This is a genomic window from Leptospira mtsangambouensis, assembly GCF_004770475.1.
Classification (GTDB): Bacteria; Spirochaetota; Leptospiria; order Leptospirales; family Leptospiraceae; genus Leptospira_A; species Leptospira_A mtsangambouensis.
Map to the genome: position 1 here is coordinate 285,683 of NZ_RQHK01000015.1, position 16,780 is coordinate 302,462.

General features: G+C 40.9%; 19 protein-coding genes and 1 tRNA gene. 11 read left to right on the forward strand and 9 right to left on the reverse strand.

Annotated elements, in window-relative coordinates:
- From EHR01_RS11945 to EHR01_RS11965, 5 genes are all read left to right on the forward strand, one after another.
- Entirely contained in the window at positions 1 to 483 is a 483-nt protein-coding gene (locus EHR01_RS11945; RefSeq protein ID WP_135695084.1) for a hypothetical protein, read from the forward strand.
- 61 nt (positions 484 to 544) lie between these two features.
- Positions 545 to 618 (forward strand) — tRNA-Ile (locus EHR01_RS11950).
- A 26-nt stretch (positions 619 to 644) separates the two neighbouring features.
- Entirely contained in the window at positions 645 to 1,220 is a 576-nt protein-coding gene (locus tag EHR01_RS11955; protein WP_100719440.1) for a bifunctional nuclease family protein, read from the forward strand.
- 132 nt (positions 1,221 to 1,352) lie between these two features.
- A complete protein-coding gene (locus EHR01_RS11960) occupies positions 1,353 to 1,718 on the forward strand; it encodes a phasin-related domain-containing protein (RefSeq protein ID WP_135694992.1) in 366 nt (121 codons plus the stop codon).
- Between the two features lie 87 nt (positions 1,719 to 1,805).
- Positions 1,806 to 3,086 carry an MFS transporter gene (locus tag EHR01_RS11965; RefSeq protein WP_135694993.1) on the forward strand — a complete coding sequence of 427 codons (1,281 nt, stop codon included), beginning with the start codon at positions 1,806 to 1,808 and terminating at the stop codon, positions 3,084 to 3,086.
- On the opposite strand, the gene EHR01_RS11970 is transcribed toward EHR01_RS11965, so the two are convergent.
- Both EHR01_RS11970 and EHR01_RS11975 read right to left on the reverse strand, forming a co-directional pair.
- Positions 3,083 to 3,706: a hypothetical protein gene (locus EHR01_RS11970; RefSeq protein ID WP_135694994.1), complete on the reverse strand. Its 624-nt coding sequence runs from the start codon at positions 3,704 to 3,706 to the stop codon at positions 3,083 to 3,085. The genes EHR01_RS11965 and EHR01_RS11970 overlap by 4 nt on opposite strands.
- Before the next feature lie 122 nt (positions 3,707 to 3,828).
- The gene (locus EHR01_RS11975) at positions 3,829 to 4,986 is read right to left on the reverse strand and encodes an Lsa36 family surface (lipo)protein (protein ID WP_135694995.1); all 1,158 of its coding nucleotides are present in this window, start codon (positions 4,984 to 4,986) and stop codon (positions 3,829 to 3,831) included.
- Between the two features lie 108 nt (positions 4,987 to 5,094).
- Here EHR01_RS11975 and EHR01_RS11980 point away from each other — a divergent pair, with 108 nt between their 5' ends.
- A complete protein-coding gene (locus tag EHR01_RS11980; protein WP_135694996.1) occupies positions 5,095 to 5,466 on the forward strand; it encodes a PilZ domain-containing protein in 372 nt (123 codons plus the stop codon).
- A 268-nt stretch (positions 5,467 to 5,734) separates the two neighbouring features.
- On the forward strand, positions 5,735 to 7,243 hold the full coding sequence (gene thiC / locus EHR01_RS11985) for a phosphomethylpyrimidine synthase ThiC (RefSeq protein WP_135694997.1): 1,509 nt from the start codon (positions 5,735 to 5,737) through the stop codon (positions 7,241 to 7,243).
- Positions 7,244 to 7,497: 254 nt separating this feature from the next.
- On the opposite strand, the gene EHR01_RS11990 is transcribed toward thiC, so the two are convergent.
- The 4 genes from EHR01_RS11990 to EHR01_RS12005 form a co-directional block, all read right to left on the reverse strand.
- Entirely contained in the window at positions 7,498 to 8,628 is a 1,131-nt protein-coding gene (locus EHR01_RS11990; RefSeq protein WP_135694998.1) for an acyl-CoA dehydrogenase family protein, read from the reverse strand.
- Between the two features lie 51 nt (positions 8,629 to 8,679).
- Positions 8,680 to 10,833: a cAMP/cGMP-dependent 3',5'-cyclic-AMP/GMP phosphodiesterase gene (locus EHR01_RS11995; protein ID WP_135694999.1), complete on the reverse strand. Its 2,154-nt coding sequence runs from the start codon at positions 10,831 to 10,833 to the stop codon at positions 8,680 to 8,682.
- 18 nt (positions 10,834 to 10,851) lie between these two features.
- Positions 10,852 to 11,163, reverse strand: coding sequence for a thioredoxin (trxA, locus tag EHR01_RS12000; RefSeq protein WP_004786415.1), 312 nt, complete (start codon positions 11,161 to 11,163; stop codon positions 10,852 to 10,854).
- A gap of 73 nt (positions 11,164 to 11,236) precedes the next feature.
- Entirely contained in the window at positions 11,237 to 12,046 is an 810-nt protein-coding gene (locus tag EHR01_RS12005; RefSeq protein WP_135695000.1) for a hypothetical protein, read from the reverse strand.
- A gap of 86 nt (positions 12,047 to 12,132) precedes the next feature.
- Here EHR01_RS12005 and EHR01_RS12010 point away from each other — a divergent pair, with 86 nt between their 5' ends.
- On the forward strand, positions 12,133 to 12,345 hold the full coding sequence (locus EHR01_RS12010; protein ID WP_004787634.1) for a hypothetical protein: 213 nt from the start codon (positions 12,133 to 12,135) through the stop codon (positions 12,343 to 12,345).
- 70 nt (positions 12,346 to 12,415) lie between these two features.
- On the opposite strand, the gene EHR01_RS12015 is transcribed toward EHR01_RS12010, so the two are convergent.
- The 3 genes from EHR01_RS12015 to EHR01_RS12025 all read right to left on the reverse strand — a co-directional run bounded on the left by EHR01_RS12015 (position 12,416) and on the right by EHR01_RS12025 (position 14,222).
- The gene (locus EHR01_RS12015; RefSeq protein ID WP_135695001.1) at positions 12,416 to 13,270 is read right to left on the reverse strand and encodes a hypothetical protein; all 855 of its coding nucleotides are present in this window, start codon (positions 13,268 to 13,270) and stop codon (positions 12,416 to 12,418) included.
- Positions 13,271 to 13,335: 65 nt separating this feature from the next.
- The gene (panD, locus tag EHR01_RS12020) at positions 13,336 to 13,692 is read right to left on the reverse strand and encodes an aspartate 1-decarboxylase (protein ID WP_004785828.1); all 357 of its coding nucleotides are present in this window, start codon (positions 13,690 to 13,692) and stop codon (positions 13,336 to 13,338) included.
- Positions 13,689 to 14,222 (reverse strand): type II toxin-antitoxin system antitoxin SocA domain-containing protein, encoded by a 534-nt coding sequence (locus EHR01_RS12025; RefSeq protein WP_135695002.1) that lies wholly within the window; start codon positions 14,220 to 14,222, stop codon positions 13,689 to 13,691. The genes panD and EHR01_RS12025 overlap by 4 nt, the downstream gene beginning before the upstream one ends.
- Between EHR01_RS12025 and lipB the strand changes: the two genes are divergently transcribed.
- The 3 genes from lipB to EHR01_RS12040 are packed head-to-tail and all read left to right on the forward strand — an operon-like array spanning position 14,205 to position 16,772.
- A complete protein-coding gene (gene lipB / locus EHR01_RS12030; RefSeq protein WP_135695003.1) occupies positions 14,205 to 14,864 on the forward strand; it encodes a lipoyl(octanoyl) transferase LipB in 660 nt (219 codons plus the stop codon). The genes EHR01_RS12025 and lipB overlap by 18 nt on opposite strands.
- A gap of 60 nt (positions 14,865 to 14,924) precedes the next feature.
- Complete coding sequence (locus EHR01_RS12035; RefSeq protein WP_135695004.1) at positions 14,925 to 15,905, forward strand: LIC_12071 family protein; 981 nt, start codon at positions 14,925 to 14,927, stop codon at positions 15,903 to 15,905.
- Positions 15,906 to 15,908: 3 nt separating this feature from the next.
- On the forward strand, positions 15,909 to 16,772 hold the full coding sequence (locus EHR01_RS12040) for an STAS domain-containing protein (RefSeq protein WP_135695005.1): 864 nt from the start codon (positions 15,909 to 15,911) through the stop codon (positions 16,770 to 16,772).
- Positions 16,773 to 16,780: the final 8 nt, after the last annotated feature.

Consider the following 16,780-nt stretch of genomic DNA (forward strand, 5'->3'; position numbering starts at 1 on the left):
ATGAAAGGGTTTTGGATGATTTTTCTATTTTTGGGAATCTCAACCTTTTCGATCCTTTCACAGACGGTTGTAGAACCAAATCAAAAGTTTGTTTGGGAGACATTTTCTTTTGTGTTTCCGGAACCTGTGGTGGTAAAACTAGAATCTACCACAAACAAAAAACTCACCATCTATCCTGCCAAACGAGATGGATTTTTTATGGTGGTACGAACTCTTCCTTGGAATGAACCATTAATGGAAAAAGTTCTTTGGAAAGAGTCTGTATTTACAAGGGGAATCGAACCCAAAGAGATCCAAAAGACAGTCGGGAATCGAAACTTTCAAGTTTTCCAGGCAGACCAAATTCGTAACCAAAATGCCCTTCGCAACCAAGTTTGGATTAGCCTGGATACCAAACCTGCATTGTGGATCTGGATCCAATGGAAAAGTGATCGTAAAGACCTTACCGAGTTCTTTGAATCCAACCTGTTTCTTCCGCTTTAACGTCTAATCTTTTGTTTTATGCTTGTCTCTACTTATTTCCTCGAAAGATTGGAAGTCAGTGGGGCCTATAGCTCAGTTGGTTAGAGCAGCAGACTCATAATCTGCGGGTCGAAGGTTCGAGCCCTTCTGGGCCCACAAAACAGGAAAGGTAACGATATTCTATGGAGTTTTATGAAGTAAAAATCTCTGATATCAGCCTGACCAATGTGGGTTTTGCTGTATTCCTGCGACCGAAAGATTCGGAAGACAAACGTGTGGTTCCTATCTTCATCGGACCATTGGAAACTCATTCCATCACCACCGTGATCGATGGAACCAAACCCCCAAGACCAATGACACATGACCTTATGTTGTACATGTTGACTTCTCTTGGAGCCACAGTTCTCAAGATCACCATCGAAGAAATCATAGATAGTACGTTTTATGCTAAAATCCAACTTCGGAAAGACGAAGAGATCATCACATTGGATGCAAGGCCTTCTGATTCGATTGCCCTTGCCTTAAGGGCAAATGCTCCCATCTACATCGCTAAATCTGTGTTAGACGAAACTGGAATTATTATGAAAGAAGATGAAATCCAAGGGGACAGTATTTCTTCTGAGAAAAAAATCCAAGCTCTACCAAAATCAAATCTTCAAATACTAGAAGAAACTTTGGAAAACGCTTTAAAAACAGAAGATTACGAAACAGCTGCAAAGATCAGAGACCAAATCAAAAAGCTCATCGAAAATAGTTGACCTTTCGTTCTTCACTTAACTATGTCACATAGAAAATCCGTACATTAGAATTTTTTAATTGTAATCCCATATCGATTTTCCTAAACTTAGATTCCAAAAATAGGTGCGTTTGCCCTTCTATAGGAAAGTTGTATGGAAAAATTGGTTATGGATGTTGTCAATGCTGGAATTGCTCTGTTTCGCTCCGGAGAAGAAAAGTTAAAAACAGCAGTTGTTGATTTAGAAAAAGTTTATAATGATCTAAAGTCGAAAGGGGAATTGGATAAATCCGCTGAGTCCCAAAAGATACGTGACCTTTTAAGCAAAACGATTTCTGATGCACAAGGTGCCATTGGAAAAACAAACGCAAGTTATGACGAAGTTCTCGCAAAACTTCAGGCTAATTACCAATCAATTTATCAACAAATTGATACGGCAATCCCTCCTCAAGTGAAAGAGAAGTTAAAACAAACGTTAGATGAATTAAAAGTCCTAATTGAAAAAGCAAAATCGAAATAAGAAATTTCAATTTTGTCCTGGAAATTTAAGAAAAAAGCCACAGAGTTTTCTGTGGCTTTTTTTATTTGTTTTTGGAGAGTAGCCTAGATGAGTACGTCCCCAAAACGAATCAAATTCATTCTTTTCCTGATTGTTTTTACGGACATGATGGGTTTTTCCCTCTTGTTTCCTTTGTTCCCCAAAACCTTAGAATTCTTCTTATTAAAAGGTGATGATGCTTTGTTCAGAATGTTCTATTCTGCGGCAAACCATTTGTCTTTTGGCGGGGATACAAAATACACCTTTGTATTGTTTGGTGGAATTTTGGGCAGTATTTACAGTTTTTTACAATTTATCGCAGCACCAGTTTGGGGAAGGTTTTCAGACCACTCGGGAAGGCGTGCCATTTTACTTTTTACAACCCTTGGAAACACCATTGGATATATCCTTTGGTTGTTTTCCTCCCAGTTCTGGATGTTTGTCCTCAGCCGTGTGATTACGGGAATGATGGGAGGTAACTTGTCTGTGGCTTCTGCCGCAATGGCCGACCAAACCGATGAAAAATCTAGAGCGGCTGGGATGGGGTTTTTGGGAGCTGGGATTGGTCTTGGGTTTGTGATGGGTCCACTTCTTGGAGGGATTAGTTCGCAGTGGAATTTTTTGGATTCCTTTTATAAGGAAGGAAGCGTTGTCGTGTTTCCTGCTTCTGCATTTTTTGCGATTCTTGTTTCGCTTCTGACTGTTATTTTAGTTTTTGTATTTTTACCACATAACAAACCAGAAGTGGTTCCTGAAAAAGAAATCCACCCATTCCTTTCTTTGAAAAAAATAGAATCTCGAAATTTAGTTCGTATTTCTTTATTAAATCTACTATTTGTTCTTAGTTTTTCTGGATTTGAATTTGTTGTGAATTTTTTCCTTTCCGATACCTTCCAGTTTTCTCCCAAAGAAATAGGATTCACTTTTTTATATATCGGAATCATCATCATACTGGTACAAGGTGGGGTGGTGCGGAGACTTTCTGGGAAAATCTCTGAAAAACGAATTTCTCTTTATGGGGCAGTCCTTGTCGTGATTGGAATGGGCCTTCTTGTATCGATTGGAACAAATTTCCCTGGGCTTTTTGTTTCCTTATTCTTTTTGGCTTTCGGAAGTGCATTGGTCAATCCAGGATTATCTTCATTTGCCTCATTAGAAAGTGGAAAAGGGGATCTCGGACGATCCCTCGGACTCTTTCGAAGTTTTGGATCCCTCGGAAGAGCCGTGTCTCCTGTCGCATTCTCTTTGTTATACTTTCAGAAAGGACCAAACCTGGCTTTCTTCGTATCCTTTGTCCTTCTTGTTGGATTTGGATTTTTACTGTTTACGCAAAAAGAAAAAACAACTTAAAGAAAGGATTCTAACTTGGCACGAAGCATGGGAAACATCAGTTTCTCATCTAACTTCTCACCAGTCAGGGAAGTGCGGAGTAGGAAACTATCTCGGATTTTACCGTCAAAACTATTGGCGGTAAAACTAATGATATCGATTCCTAAATGATAGAGAGATTCCGTAATTTGAAATAAAATTCCTGGAGTGTCTTTCATTCGCAAATCCATAACCGTAAAGTCAGAAGAAATGGGATTGTAAAGTTTGAGTGTTGCTTCAGAATCTCCAATTTTACGAACAAGGACTTCTTCTTTTGCATTTTCCCTTAAATACATCGCCACCGTTTTCCCCTCATAAAATAGAGAATACAGGTCGGTTCTAATTTGAGAGAGAAGTTCTTCTGTCATTTCTCCCCCGTCCCAACTGCGGATCACAAATAAATCTTGGACATGTCCATCGCTTGCTGTTTCTGCCACCGCTTCTAAAATATCCCAACGATGGTTGTAGAGGACAGAGGTGACCCGGTAGAGGATACCTAGATCATCTTGCGAAAGAGAAATTTTCAGTAGGGTTGTATCCTTTCTTGGAACACAAGACACGTGTAGGATGGGTTTTTTGATTTCTTGTATTGTCTGTGCCATAGAGCTCTCCCTTAAAATCGGCATTCTGCTTAGAACGTAAACAATCGGTGGCCGGAAATGCCCGGGCCGGTTCTAAAACATCCGTTCTCTAAAGAAATTGCAAAAAAGATGCCAAGTATCGCTTAGAAGGAAAATTTTGCTCCGACCATCACTGATTGGACATTTTGTGCGACAATGGCTTCTACGGTGAGTTTAGTGATGAGGGCATTGATTTCGATTCCTGCAATGAGGAAGTTTGTGGTGTTGGGAGCTTGTGCCTTTCCACTCAAGTCCATGGTAAGAGTTCCTGTTTTCGTTTGTCCGAGAGCAGAGGCTGGGATGAGAGCCGCAATCTCTGGAGAAAGCGAAGCAGAAATGGCGGCGGAATCCAAGGCCAAAGTCAATGGACCTGAACGAGATAAATTAAGACTGGAACTTCCAAAGTTCATAGAAGCTCCGGCACCTGCAAAGATCGTAAAGAAATAAAACATCCTAAATCCTGTACGAATGTCAACAGGTACACTTGTGACCGTACTTGAATAGTTGAAGGTTGTGGATCCACCCCAAGTTCCAATCGCAGGGCCGAGTGTCAGGGTTTGTGTTTTTTTATCATTATAAGTGACATCGATTTCTTGTCTTTGGTAGTGAAGCCCAAGCCCCATGGAGATCCCAGAAAATTCAAATAGTCCAATTCCATCCGAGTAGTTTTCAATGATATGGAATCGTAAAGTGAATCCACCAGTGGTAATGTCTCCACCAAGTTCCACGTTTTTATTTTGTGCTTCTACCGCCTTTTGGACATCCCCTTGTGCAAAGTTGAATTTAAAACCATGTAAGTACAAATTGAACCGATGGAGGAAGGTTTTGAGTTCTGGTTCAGTATCTGATGGACCTCCTCCCATAAGCCATCCCAAGTTTACCGCCACCACAAAGTTAGGTGCAAGTGATGCCCCAACGTTTGGAAGTTTTTGAAAACTTAAATTTTGATAAGCCACATTGATGTCTTCTTTTTGTTGGCCGGCGACTGTCATACCCGCTCCCACTTGGAATCGATTGACGATTCCTGGTCCCATCAGTGAGGAGTTGATATTGGAAATCACTGCCGCTTCAGACATTGTTGCAAGGACTTTGTCTGTGTATTGGAGTTGGAGGGCTGTGTCCAAACTATTGATCTGTGATTGGATGGATGCGGGCAAAATGGTACAAGCATCCCCTGTACAGGTGACTTTTGCCTGGACGGAACCGCTTGGAATCAGGCCAAAACAAATGGTGCAAAAAAAGATACCAATACGGAATTTCATGTCGTCCCTAGTATACCAAATATCGGAGATTGGTCTATGCTTTCTTAACAAATGGAGCCCATTCTATTTCCTAGTTTACACGCAAGAATTTGTAGAGAAAATAGAAGCATGGCACCCATCCAAGAAAAGCGGAAACACGTCCGAGTACAACCACTAGAAAAAGAACCAGTTGAAATCCATTTGATGGGGACAGCCCTCCTGGATGTCCTAAAAGCAAGTGACATAAGTTTGGGAGGCGTTGGGGTCATCGCACCCAATCATTTTGATGAATGGGATATGAATGAAATAGTTGAAATCCTTGTGGCATTACCTGGAGATTTGGAAGACTTTTTAGCCCGTGGTGTGATCAAACAAATTGGCAAAAAATCAAAAGAAACGGGGCTTTATGGGGTTCAGTTCACTGAAATAGGTCCCAAAGGAAAACAGGACCTGCAAGTTTACGTCAATCGTATGATTCGCCAAGGTCGCGAAGTAAAATAATCCAATTTAGGTTGTCAAAAAAATACAACCTTGGTATATGTTAGGGAACCGTTAGGGGTGCTATTTCCTTTTCCCATTCATTTGGGGGAAGGGATCTGCTGAGAAATACCCTTTTGAACCTGATCTTGGTAATGCTTGCGAAGGGAAACGAGAAAAAAAACTAAAATCTTTGTTAGGTGCTACTCTCTACAGGTTTTAGATTTGAGTCATTCTTTTCCTTTTCACAAGTTTTTTCCATTGGGTCAGTTCCGGCTAAGGAAATCTCAAAATGGAAACAAATTCCACCCATCCCATTCAAATCCCAGAAACCACCATTACACTTTCTAACAATACTAAGTTTCAGTCTTACCGAACAGAAGGTATGTTTTGTATTCATGAAAATGAATATGATTATAAAAAAGGAATTCCCAAACTCAGAGAACCCTGGATCCAAACAAGAGAATCGAGAGGGGATAGGAATTTTTCGCAACTCTATTATGCCAAAAGAAATATCATCACGGAAGAAATGATGTATGTGGCCAAAAGGGAAGGGATGACTCCTGAATTTGTTTTGAATGAGGTAAAAATTGGCCGGGCCATCATTCCATCGAACAAACGTCATTCGGAACTAGAACCAATGATCATTGGTAAAAAGTTTTTAGTCAAAATCAATGCCAATATTGGAAATTCGGCCATTCTTTCTTCCATAGATGATGAAGTAGAAAAACTTCGTTGGTCACTCCACTGGGGAGCTGACACAGTGATGGATCTTTCTACCGGAAAAAATATTCATGAAACAAGAGAATGGATCATTCGAAACTCTCCAGTTCCAATTGGAACCGTTCCTCTCTACCAAACTTTGGAGAAGGTAAAAGGGAAGGTAGAAGATCTAAACATTGGTGTCTTTTTAGAAACTCTGGAAGAACAGGCAGAACAAGGTGTGGATTATTTTACCATCCATGCGGGAGTTCTTCGTGATTATATCCACCTAACAGATAAAAGAATCACTGGGATTGTGTCTCGGGGAGGATCGATTCTTGCGAAGTGGTGTAATCATCATAAAAAAGAAAATTTTCTTTATGAACATTTTGATGCGATTTCCAAAGTGATGCAGAAATACGGAGTTTCTTATTCTTTGGGGGACGGCCTCCGGCCAGGTTGTATCAATGATGCCAATGATGAAGCCCAGTTTGCCGAATTAAAAACATTGGGAGAACTCACAAAACGTGCCTGGGCTGATGATGTACAGGTCATGGTGGAAGGGCCAGGGCATGTGCCAATGCACCTCATCCAAGAGAATGTCCGTCTCCAAGAAGAAATTTGTATGGAAGCGCCCTTTTATACACTGGGTCCCCTAGTGACAGACATTGCTCCGGGGTATGACCATATCACCTCTGCCATTGGTGCTGCGATGATCGCTTGGTATGGAACGGCTATGCTTTGTTATGTGACACCGAAGGAACATTTGGGACTTCCGAACAAACAAGATGTTAAGGATGGGGTGATTGCATATAAAATTGCAGCCCATGCGGCCGATCTTGCCAAAGGACATCCCGGTGCCAAAGAAAGAGATGATCTTCTCAGCAAAGCCCGGTTTGAATTTCGATGGGAAGACCAATTTGCCCTTTCCCTTGATCCGGAACTCGCGCGTTCGTATCATGATGAATCACTCCCACAGGATGGGATGAAAAAAGCCCATTTTTGTTCAATGTGCGGCCCTCATTTTTGTTCGATGAGGCTGACTACCGACTTAAGAAAAGAAACAGAAGAAGTCGGTGCGATAGATTCAAAAGAATAGCTTGAAGCATTTTTTGATTTGGCGGAACTAAGCTAACCGATGTAAATCGACCCGGAGTTCTGAATGGAACTTCGGGGTTTGACAAGATCTCTTATAGGGAGTAAAAGAAGTAGTGGTCATCCACCGTTTCTGATTTTTACGTTATAAATGAATGTCTCTAATTCTAAAAAAAACCCGGGCGTTATGCTCCGGGCTCTCGATAAGACTTTTACCAATTCTATTTTAAGAATTGGTAACTTTGGTTTTGTAAGAAACTAGAGTCCCAAGCTGCGACCAATGATTTCTTTCATAATCTCAGTGGTTCCTGCATAAATGGTTTGAATCCTTGCGTCGAGGTAGGCTCTTGCAATTGGATATTCCATCATATAACCGTATCCACCAAAGAATTGTAAACATTCATCGGTATGGCGTTTTTGCATCTCGGTAGTGTACCATTTACACATAGAGGCTTCGGCAGTTGTGTTTTCGCCTTTCATATGTTCCATGACCACTTTATCACAGAACACTTGTGCCATTTCGAGTTCCGTTGCCATTTCCGCCATTTTGAATTTTGTATTTTGGAAAGACCCAATCTTTTGTCCAAAAGCTTTTCTTTCTTTGATGTATTGGAGGGTTAAGGATTGGACAAGTCTTGTTGCTTCCACTGCCGCCACAGAAAGAACCAAACGTTCCTGTGCTAGTTTTTGCATTAGGTAACGGAAACCTTGCCCTTGTTTGCCGATCAGGTTTGATTTTGGAACAATCACATCGTTGAAGTACAATTCAGAAGTGTCTTGGGCTTTGAGTCCGATTTTATCTAAGTTACGTCCTCTTTCAAATCCTTTCATTCCTTCTTCAATCATCACAAGGGAAATGGTTCCATTATCATGTTTCACTGCAGTGATGATAAGATCTGCCAATTGTCCATTCGAGATAAATGTTTTTTGCCCGTTCACCACAAAGTGGTCACCTTTGTCGACTGCACTCGTACGAAGGGATTTTAAGTCAGATCCAGCACCGGGTTCCGTCATCGCAACAGCAAGGATAGATTCACCAGTAGCACATTTCGGCAGCCAACGTTTCTTTTGTTCATCACTGGCAAAAGCAGAGATATAAGGAGCGATCACATCGTTATGAAGGGAGATAAAAAATCCACTATTTCCCACACGAGAAGATTCTTCGATGATGATGATATTATAAAGAAAGTCGGCTCCTGAGCCACCGTATTCTGCGGGTACATCGGGACAGAGTAGGCCGTTTTCACCCGCCTTTCTCCAAACTTCTTTGGGTACGATATGGTTTTTTTCCCATTCTTCGTGGTGTGGTTTTACTTCTGTTTCAAAAAATTTCCGAGCCATCTCGCGGAATTGATGGTGTTCTTCAGTAAAGGGGAGGATACGCTCCATATGATTTGTGACTCCTTGATATGGAAATGCTACAAAAATGGCGAATTGAGGTCAATTATAAACAGTGTTCAGCTTCATGTAAACACCCGGATTTTTCTTGATGTATTGGATGGCGTCTTCTTCCGAAAGGACATAGAGTTCTGTTCCCGGCCAAGCCACAAAGCTGAAATTAGAAGGAAGGTTTTTGGTGAGAGAATAGATTTCCCCAACAAAGTCCCCAGCACCCAGCTCCCGGATGGTTTTGTGGTTTTGCATGACCACAACCGTTCCCGACCTGACGATAAATGCATTGTGAAAGGTTTGTCCTTCTTCAATTAGGGCCGCTTCTTTTTTCACAGTTTCGAGTTTGAGGATGAGTTCGAGTTGGGTGACTTGGTAACTGGTAAGACCACGAAACGTTTGGGACTCAGTGAGGGTTTTCCAAGTATTGGTTTCCCGGATGCTATTTAGTTTGGTGAGGTTTTCGTGGAGTTTGGATCCGCGGATGAACTGGAAAAATCTGGTTTTTTCAATGGTAAGGGCGAGGACATCTGTTTCCGCATAAACATCCGCTTGGCGAGCCGTATCTAAAATTAAAGATGCTTCCCCAAAGTATTCATAAGTTCCATACCGTTTAACGGCCGTTGGGTCTCCAGACAATCCTTCAAAACGAACATTCCCCGAAGCAATGATAAAAAACCTGTCTCCGTGGGTTCCTTTTTTGATGATTTGTTCCCCTCGGCGAAATTTTTCTTCCTTAACGATTTGTAAAAATTCTTTAGCCTTCTCTATCGGGAATCCTGAGAAAATATCGATTTGCGAAAGAATTTCTAAAAGTTGAAAAGCTTCTTGGTGTTTAGGGGGAGTGATTTCCGGATATAAAGTATTTTCAATCCCAAACTTAGCAAGTGTAAGGTGGTTTCCTGCTGGCATATCTTTGGCAGCAATATGATAGACTGTGATTCGTTTTTGTACTTCTTCTGGTAAAGATGCCAGGTAACTGATCTTTGTATGAAGAGGAGGAACACCTGCTTCATGATAAATGATTTTACGATCCCAAGGAAAATCTTTTAGAAACTGGTATCTAGTTTCTGGAAATACCCCTTTTTTGTACATTTCATCCAAGGCGTCTGGGTCATTTAAGTGGTCCGAAGTATAATAAAAGGACTGATCTTGGAAAAAGAATTCAAATCCCACGGATGGAATGGAGTGAAGCGCGTAGTGAAAATAAAATTCCCCACCGTTGATGATGGTAGGTCTTCCAATGACAACAGGTATAAAATCAAATAGGTCTGTGATTTCTCTTCGCGGAATCTTTGTGAGACTACAATATTTTTTGAGAAAGGATTCCATCACAGTGGCAGTTGCATAGATCGTAATTTTAGATTCTTCTAAAATTTTTTGGAAAGTGCCCGCATCATGGTCGGCATGGCAGTGGGTGAGGATGATGGAGTTAATAAACTTAGGATTGACATTGGATTCTCGTAACCACTCGGTTGAGTTCACCGGTGGGTCCACCATAATCCCTTGGCCATTCAACCAAATGATAAATCCAGAAGTATTGTCTGTAGGATCAAACCCGTGAGAGGGACCTAGGCAAGTAATCCCGATGAGTGGTGGTTGGAAAGGTTCTTCTAATCTTTTTCCAATATCATACTTCACATGAAAGTCAACTTCACCCGGAGTTTTGATATGTTTCTCTCCATCCACAATGAGAAACTCATTGGAGGGAAGTTGTTCGATTGTGATCTTTCCAAACTTAGCTTTGTGGTTTTCATCAAAAAGAACAAACTCAACCACTTCTTCCATTGTTTTGTAACTACGGAAATGGGCCATTTCTGCTTTGATATCGGGAAAACCAAAACTCTCAGTTCCATCAATAAACTCTGATGCGAGGTTTAGTTCTTGTGGACCCATAAGAGATTCCCCGAGAACAATAGTTAGCTGTTCTTTTTGTTCAGGAGAACAAACGATAAAAGTCTTTTTACCACCACGAAAGAAGAAATTGAAGTAAATGGGGAATTCTAACTCCGCTATGGAGATGCCTTTTTCGACATGAAAGAATTTATTGGGAAGAACAAACACCAGAGGGGTTTTCTTTTCGAGCCCCATGGTGTCTTTAATTGTTTCCGGAGGGGATCCAATTTGGATGTACCCTTCGGATGTATCGACTAAATATCCCCCTCTAGGGAGAGCGGTAAAACCATTCGGTTCAGAACTGACCATTAGGGGATAATTTATTTCCTACTTGTGATTTTCTATAAATTTTTTAATTTGTGGTTTTGGTAAAGCACCAATTGCTTTATCCACTAAAACTCCGTCTTTATAGAGAAGAAGGGTAGGGATGGACTGGATTCCCAATTCCTGAGCCGTCTTCTGATTGAAATCAACATTTAGCTTTGTAATTTTGATATCAGCCATTTCTTGTGATAATTCATCAAGAACAGGAGCCACCATGCGACAAGGTCCACACCATTCCGCCCAACAATCCACGAGTACTACGCCCTTAGCAGTTTCTGCTTTGAAATTGGCGTCTGTGACTTCCGTTAGTGCCATATTTCGAAATCTCCTTTTGAAAAGTATTGCCCTTTCTATAAACTAGACTGGGGATTCTGGGGAAAAACGTCGATTATTGTTTCTTTTTTTTCTTTTTATCGTCTGACTCGAGGTCGGTGATTTTTTGTTGGAAGGACTCAATGAGTGTTTTTGTTTTTTCCAAATCCTCATTTTCGCCAGTAATTTGGAAAATTTTGCGGTTCATCTCTAACATTTCAACAGAATGTTTCAAATCTGTGGAATCTTGTGTAGACATTTCAAATTTTGTCCTATAATCCTGGGCTGCTTGGTTAGCAAGTTCAATGACAAGATTGAAATGTTCTTTGCGGATGTAGTAATACGGATTTTCTAAATCTTGTTCCCTTTCATAAGCAATGAAGTCAAAAAGATTCTTTGTACAAGCTGCCACTCTGAAATTGATATCTGGCCAAGACCATTTCCATTTGGAGTTTGTTCCAAAAGCAGTGATTGTTTTTTTCATGGCTTGGATCAGGCCTTTGATAAGGTTCAGTCTCTGTGTAGGAGTGAACCTTTCAATCTTTGCCAATTGTTCTTTGTTTTCGGAAAGGGAACCGTCTACGTTGTTTCCCACAGTTTTTTCAATATAGGAAATACAGTTATAAATTTCCTTTCTTGCAGTTTCCAAATAGTTGTTGTTATTGATTTCTAAAATCGCAGTAGAAAGTTCATTGATCACAATACAGGTGTTAATTGTTTTGATGGAGTTGATGGCGAGGGAGAGATTAAAATAAGGCTCCATATCCTTACTTTTTTTGGCCTGTGCCTTGTAGATATTGGCTTCTTTTTTCAGTTCTTCTAGGTAGTTTTTGAAATCTACCAGTTTGTCGTTGAAATCAGCCTTTTTTTCCTTTGTGATCGCCATAGTCTGGTATCATTTTCGGCAGATCCGAGTGGATTTGTCCATAAAAAACGTCGACCCGGCGGGTAACTTACCGAAACTGGAATAGAATGGAAAATTCTCCACGAAAACAAAGGGATCTACTCGATCTCCTCGACACCTACAAATACATGAACCAGGCGATTTTCTGGGATTTTTTGGATTTGGATGGTCGTTGGGATTTTGCAAACGGTTGGTTGCATTTGAACCATCCGGAAGACGAGTGGAGGGTGAGGGCTTCGGAACAATTTCCCCCCATCCGCCCGGAAGGCACCGACCACTAAAAATCCAAATGGATTTTGAATGGCCAGTTGTCGGAACTCCAAGACCAAACCTGGTCTTGGAAACAATCACTTAATAAGTAATTCTTAAATCAGAGATATCGATGAACTTTCTAAAAAGAAGGCCATTGGTTGGTTTTTTTGTATCAAAAACCAAAACTGCCACTTTGTTGAAAGAAAGGAAGTTGGGACGGTATTGTGTGTAGTGGTGGCTTGTGATGGTTGTACGATATTTGTTATTGTAGATCGTATAAGTATGTTTAGGAAGAGTTTCGTGCACTTGCCGTTTTTTCTCATCCTCTGTTTGTGCCACATAATTATACATCACTTGTTTTTCTTTGGAAGGACCTGTTTCACCAAATAATGTGAAAGGAAGTGCTTTTGCATTGTTTTTACAAAGGTAATCCACTACTTCTGTAAACGTTGGCTCTGGCATCTCTGCTTCGAACCCTGCATAGTGACGTTTTTCTACTTCTGCTTTTTTCTTTGCATAAGTTTCTTCTCCCCAAATTTCTTTGGCAGTCACTGGAGTAGGCATTACATTGGAAAAGTATAAAGTTCTTTCATCCTTTTCTGGATCAGCTTTTCTCCATGTAGGATAAGGAATTAGTTTTCTTTCATCTGGATTGGAACGGTCTCCCTCAAATCCTGCAAGAACGTAGATCGCATATTCTTGGTTTTCTGGAACTCTGGATTCTAATTCCACTTGGACATCCAAAAATTCACCTTTTCCTGTATCTGCATGTCGCCTAACAAAGTTTACACCTTTTAGGCGAATCCTTGAATCATACATAGAGAGTGGATACAAGTCACGGTTGTCTTTGGAAGAGGCAACTGAGTTCCCTGTCCCTTGGGTATTCCCCGATTCTTGGGCAAAGAGTGCACAAGTGAGCAGGGTGAATGAAATGGCAAATATTGTTTTGTTCATGTTCCGACTACCAATTTGGTTTATACAGATAGTATCGAAGAAAAGCCCTGGAAAAATTAGGGAAATTAGGCTTTTTTCGGGCGATTGTTCTCATCCACGAAGACTACTTTGGGTTTGTAATCTGCGGGAAGGTCTTTTTCATCCACCTGGCCATAGGTGATGATGATGACTTTGTCCCCCTTCATTCCAAGCCTTGCCGCTGCCCCGTTCAAACAAATGGTTCCCGAACCTCGTTCACCCACAATCAGGTAGGTTTCGAATCGTGCCCCGTTATTTACGTTCACTACGCTAACTTGTTCATAAGGTTTCATTCCGGCCAAGTCCATGAGGTCTTGGTCAACCGTGAGGCTACCTTCGTAGTGGAGTTCCGCCTCAGTGACGACGGCTCTATGGACTTTGCCTTTGCAAACAGTGATGATCATTCTGACCTCTCAAATAAAACTCTAAACATTTTGCCCGATAGATTCAAAAGGCTTTTTTGTACAAGAACATGGATTTTCGTATTGATCCGATCAACCGAAAAGGGAATGGCATCGAAGAGCGGGGTGACTACGTAGTTTTCATAAAGATTGGGATAATGGCGATTTTCATCTACCACTCGGCCACGAAATGCCTCCACCACCTTCATCATCACTCGTTTGTCTTCGCGAGAAAGGTCAAGTCCTTCCATGGGTTTTAAAAAACGCAAAGTAAACCCTTGGATTCCATTTCCTTCAATTTTGGGAATGGCATCGATATGGCCTTTTTCTTTCAAAAATAAAAGTGCTTCGTTCAGTTTGACGGGGTAAGGGGAGTCTTCTAAGTGGATATAGTCTCCTCTTGTGATCATCTCCGCATGTTTTTGGAAATGAACACCATCCGAATAGTAGAGCAGTTTCGCCAAATCCAGGCGAGCTCTCCCATTGGGTGATTTTTCGAGGATCCAAAGGATCGCATGACAAAGTTTCTCCATCGAAAAGGACTTCCTTCCTACCTGTTTCCTTCGATCGTTTCGTACCAAAGATACGTGAAATTCCAGGAAAATTCCAGGAAAAATCGAAGGGAATCCATGCTCTTTTTAGAACACAGTCCATGTTTGACAGGGGGCATAGGTGCGAAAGCGGAAAATCTTTTGGTTTCACCCACAGTCCTTTCCTCTCTTGGTGTGGAGCTTGTCACTTTGTCCCGAGGTGGAGATTTTACGGCCCATGAACCTGGCCAAATTGTGGGATACTTACATATCGATTTGAAAAAAAGGAACTTAAGTTTGGGTGATTTTTTACATATCTTAAACCAAAGTTTGGTGGCTTCGATAGAAAAAACTTGGGATCTTTCTGTGGAAGAAAATCCAAAAGCACCTGGCCTTTATACAATAGAGGAGCCCAAACGGAAATTGGTTTCGGAAGGGATTTATGCTAAGTCTTATTTTACAAGCTTTGGGTTTGCCTTAAATGGTGTGAACAATCTCTCTACCTTTTCTCTCATCAATCCTTGTGGGGCCAAGTCAGAAGATATGACCTCCCTCCTGCGGTTGGGAAAAGAAAAGGATTTCCCGAAGAAACGAAAGGAGTTTGTCCTAAATTTTACGCAAAACTTCATAGACCAACTCCCTTAAATTCCTTTGTATTTTCCTCTGTAAATCTTGGGATTTGGCCGAAAGGTATAAGGGGGATCTATGAAATATTCACGTTTTTTTCTATCCTTTATTCTTTTCTTTTTCCTCTGTGAAACCTTGGCCCTCAGTGCTGTGGTTTGGACTTTTTATGAATCTTTGCAAAATGCTCTCACCCAAGAACAGTTTGTTTCGGACCATAGAGCTCGTGATTTAACCTTGGCTTTGGCAAAAAGTTCGGAACAAAGGCTACAAAACGAAGGTTATGTGGAACTTGAAAAAATGTTCCACCGATATGTGGAACAATCTAAAAATGATCCAGAAGAGTTTTACATCCAAAAGATCAGTTTGTATTCTGTGGATGCCACTCTCCTTGTTTCCACTGATACGATTTACACCCCAGAGGAATTAAAAAATAGAAAACCCGATGAGGCACTCCTTCATTCCACCTTTTTCAAAAAAGGGATTCGGATGAAAAAATGGCAATGGTCAGAACCAGAAAATGGTGAGAATCCCATTTTAAATTCCAAACGAGATCCGAAAGTTCGTTCTGGGTTCGAATGGGTTCTTTCTTATTTGCCGCTTGCCAAATCAAACACAGTAAGGCTCACTTCACCACTTTACAAACCAGGAACACTCGATGTTTCCGGGCTTGTGATTTTAGTATATGAAAGAGGAAACTTAGGCTTACTCTTTGAAAACCAATGGAAACTTGTGGAATGGATGGTTTTCAATTATGTTGTTTTTGCTTTTGTTGTCAGTTTGATTTTAACAGGTGCTTTTGTGACCTATACAATGTTAGTGGCAAGAGACTCTTCAGTGATACCAAAAGAATCTACGAATCTCCCTCTTTTTGAGAAAAAAACAATCGAAAGAAAAGTTTCGGAAATAGAACCAATTGTGGATCTAACAGAAAGTCCAGGTCAGGTGACAACTTCTGGGGAAGAGAGTGGTGTAGAGATTTTGTCTGAAGGACCACTTGTTTCGAATGTTTCTCCAGATCCCCACCAAACACCAATTCGCGATGCGATCTTTTTAGGATAGATTATGGAACCAAAAGACAAAGTATTTTCCATTCAGTTGAAAGGTGGTTTGGACGGAACCAGTGCGGAAGATTTTTATCGATATTTCGAATCACAACTGAACAAGGGGTATCGAAAGTTTTTATTTCAGTTTGGTGCATTGGATTTTATCACATCCAATGGAATCAGTGTATTGGTTAAAATTCATAAACAAACTAGAAAGCTTGGAGCTGTGTATTCTATTTACGGAGTGAAACAAGAAATCGAAGATGTCCTAGGCCTCGTGGGACTTTTTGATAAATTACCGATCTTTCGTGACCATACCCAAGCCGAAGCATTTTTATTACAGGCCGAACTAAGACGGCCAGTATCAAAAGAACCAAAACCATCCGATTCGGAACTAGACCCGAGTCCCACATCTTCAAAAGAAGAAAACAGAATCAGGTTTTATTTTACTGGAAAATCTAAGGGGAGTGACCCTTCGATTGGTTCTAAAGAACCGGTATCTCAATTGGAATCCATTTCCGAAGTAGAAGAAAATCCGAACACTCCTGTAAAGAGTTCTTCTCCTATGGAATCATTATTGGAAGAGAAACTGAATAGCCTTCGGTTGGAAATCAAAGACACTCTCAATCACGAGTTAGAAAGGCGATTTGCGGTTTATAAAACAAATCCTGAACTCCAAGAAAAACCAATCACAATTCCAAGTTACATCCAATCCAAAACAAAACAATTGGAAGCGGTGGAGCGGATCATCCAATGTGAAGTTTGTGGGACAAGATTACGAATCCATAAGTTTGGAAAACATGAATGTCCCGGATGTTCCACGCAGTTCCAAATGAGTACGAGTGGCTCCATCCGTTTTCTTGAAAAATTGAATCCCATCTAAAACCTGGT

Bases quoted from the DNA above. Each gene is read 5' to 3' on its own strand.
- EHR01_RS11980 (WP_135694996.1), top strand. From the start codon at position 5,095: ATGGCACCCATCCAAGAAAAGCGGAAACACGTCCGAGTACAACCACTA.
- trxA (WP_004786415.1), bottom strand. From the start codon at position 11,163: ATGGCACTAACGGAAGTCACAGACGCCAATTTCAAAGCAGAAACTGCT.
- EHR01_RS12010 (WP_004787634.1), top strand. From the start codon at position 12,133: ATGGAAAATTCTCCACGAAAACAAAGGGATCTACTCGATCTCCTCGAC.
- EHR01_RS12025 (WP_135695002.1), bottom strand. From the start codon at position 14,222: ATGGAGAAACTTTGTCATGCGATCCTTTGGATCCTCGAAAAATCACCC.
- EHR01_RS12005 (WP_135695000.1), bottom strand. From the start codon at position 12,046: ATGGCGATCACAAAGGAAAAAAAGGCTGATTTCAACGACAAACTGGTA.
- EHR01_RS11990 (WP_135694998.1), bottom strand. From the start codon at position 8,628: ATGGAGCGTATCCTCCCCTTTACTGAAGAACACCATCAATTCCGCGAG.
- EHR01_RS11955 (WP_100719440.1), top strand. From the start codon at position 645: ATGGAGTTTTATGAAGTAAAAATCTCTGATATCAGCCTGACCAATGTG.
- EHR01_RS11995 (WP_135694999.1), bottom strand. From the start codon at position 10,833: ATGGTCAGTTCTGAACCGAATGGTTTTACCGCTCTCCCTAGAGGGGGA.
- EHR01_RS12015 (WP_135695001.1), bottom strand. From the start codon at position 13,270: ATGAACAAAACAATATTTGCCATTTCATTCACCCTGCTCACTTGTGCA.
- EHR01_RS11960 (WP_135694992.1), top strand. From the start codon at position 1,353: ATGGAAAAATTGGTTATGGATGTTGTCAATGCTGGAATTGCTCTGTTT.
- EHR01_RS11965 (WP_135694993.1), top strand. From the start codon at position 1,806: ATGAGTACGTCCCCAAAACGAATCAAATTCATTCTTTTCCTGATTGTT.
- EHR01_RS12035 (WP_135695004.1), top strand. From the start codon at position 14,925: ATGAAATATTCACGTTTTTTTCTATCCTTTATTCTTTTCTTTTTCCTC.
- lipB (WP_135695003.1), top strand. From the start codon at position 14,205: ATGACAAAGTTTCTCCATCGAAAAGGACTTCCTTCCTACCTGTTTCCT.
- EHR01_RS11945 (WP_135695084.1), top strand. From the start codon at position 1: ATGAAAGGGTTTTGGATGATTTTTCTATTTTTGGGAATCTCAACCTTT.
- EHR01_RS12040 (WP_135695005.1), top strand. From the start codon at position 15,909: ATGGAACCAAAAGACAAAGTATTTTCCATTCAGTTGAAAGGTGGTTTG.
- EHR01_RS11975 (WP_135694995.1), bottom strand. From the start codon at position 4,986: ATGAAATTCCGTATTGGTATCTTTTTTTGCACCATTTGTTTTGGCCTG.
- thiC (WP_135694997.1), top strand. From the start codon at position 5,735: ATGGAAACAAATTCCACCCATCCCATTCAAATCCCAGAAACCACCATT.
- EHR01_RS11970 (WP_135694994.1), bottom strand. From the start codon at position 3,706: ATGGCACAGACAATACAAGAAATCAAAAAACCCATCCTACACGTGTCT.
- panD (WP_004785828.1), bottom strand. From the start codon at position 13,692: ATGATCATCACTGTTTGCAAAGGCAAAGTCCATAGAGCCGTCGTCACT.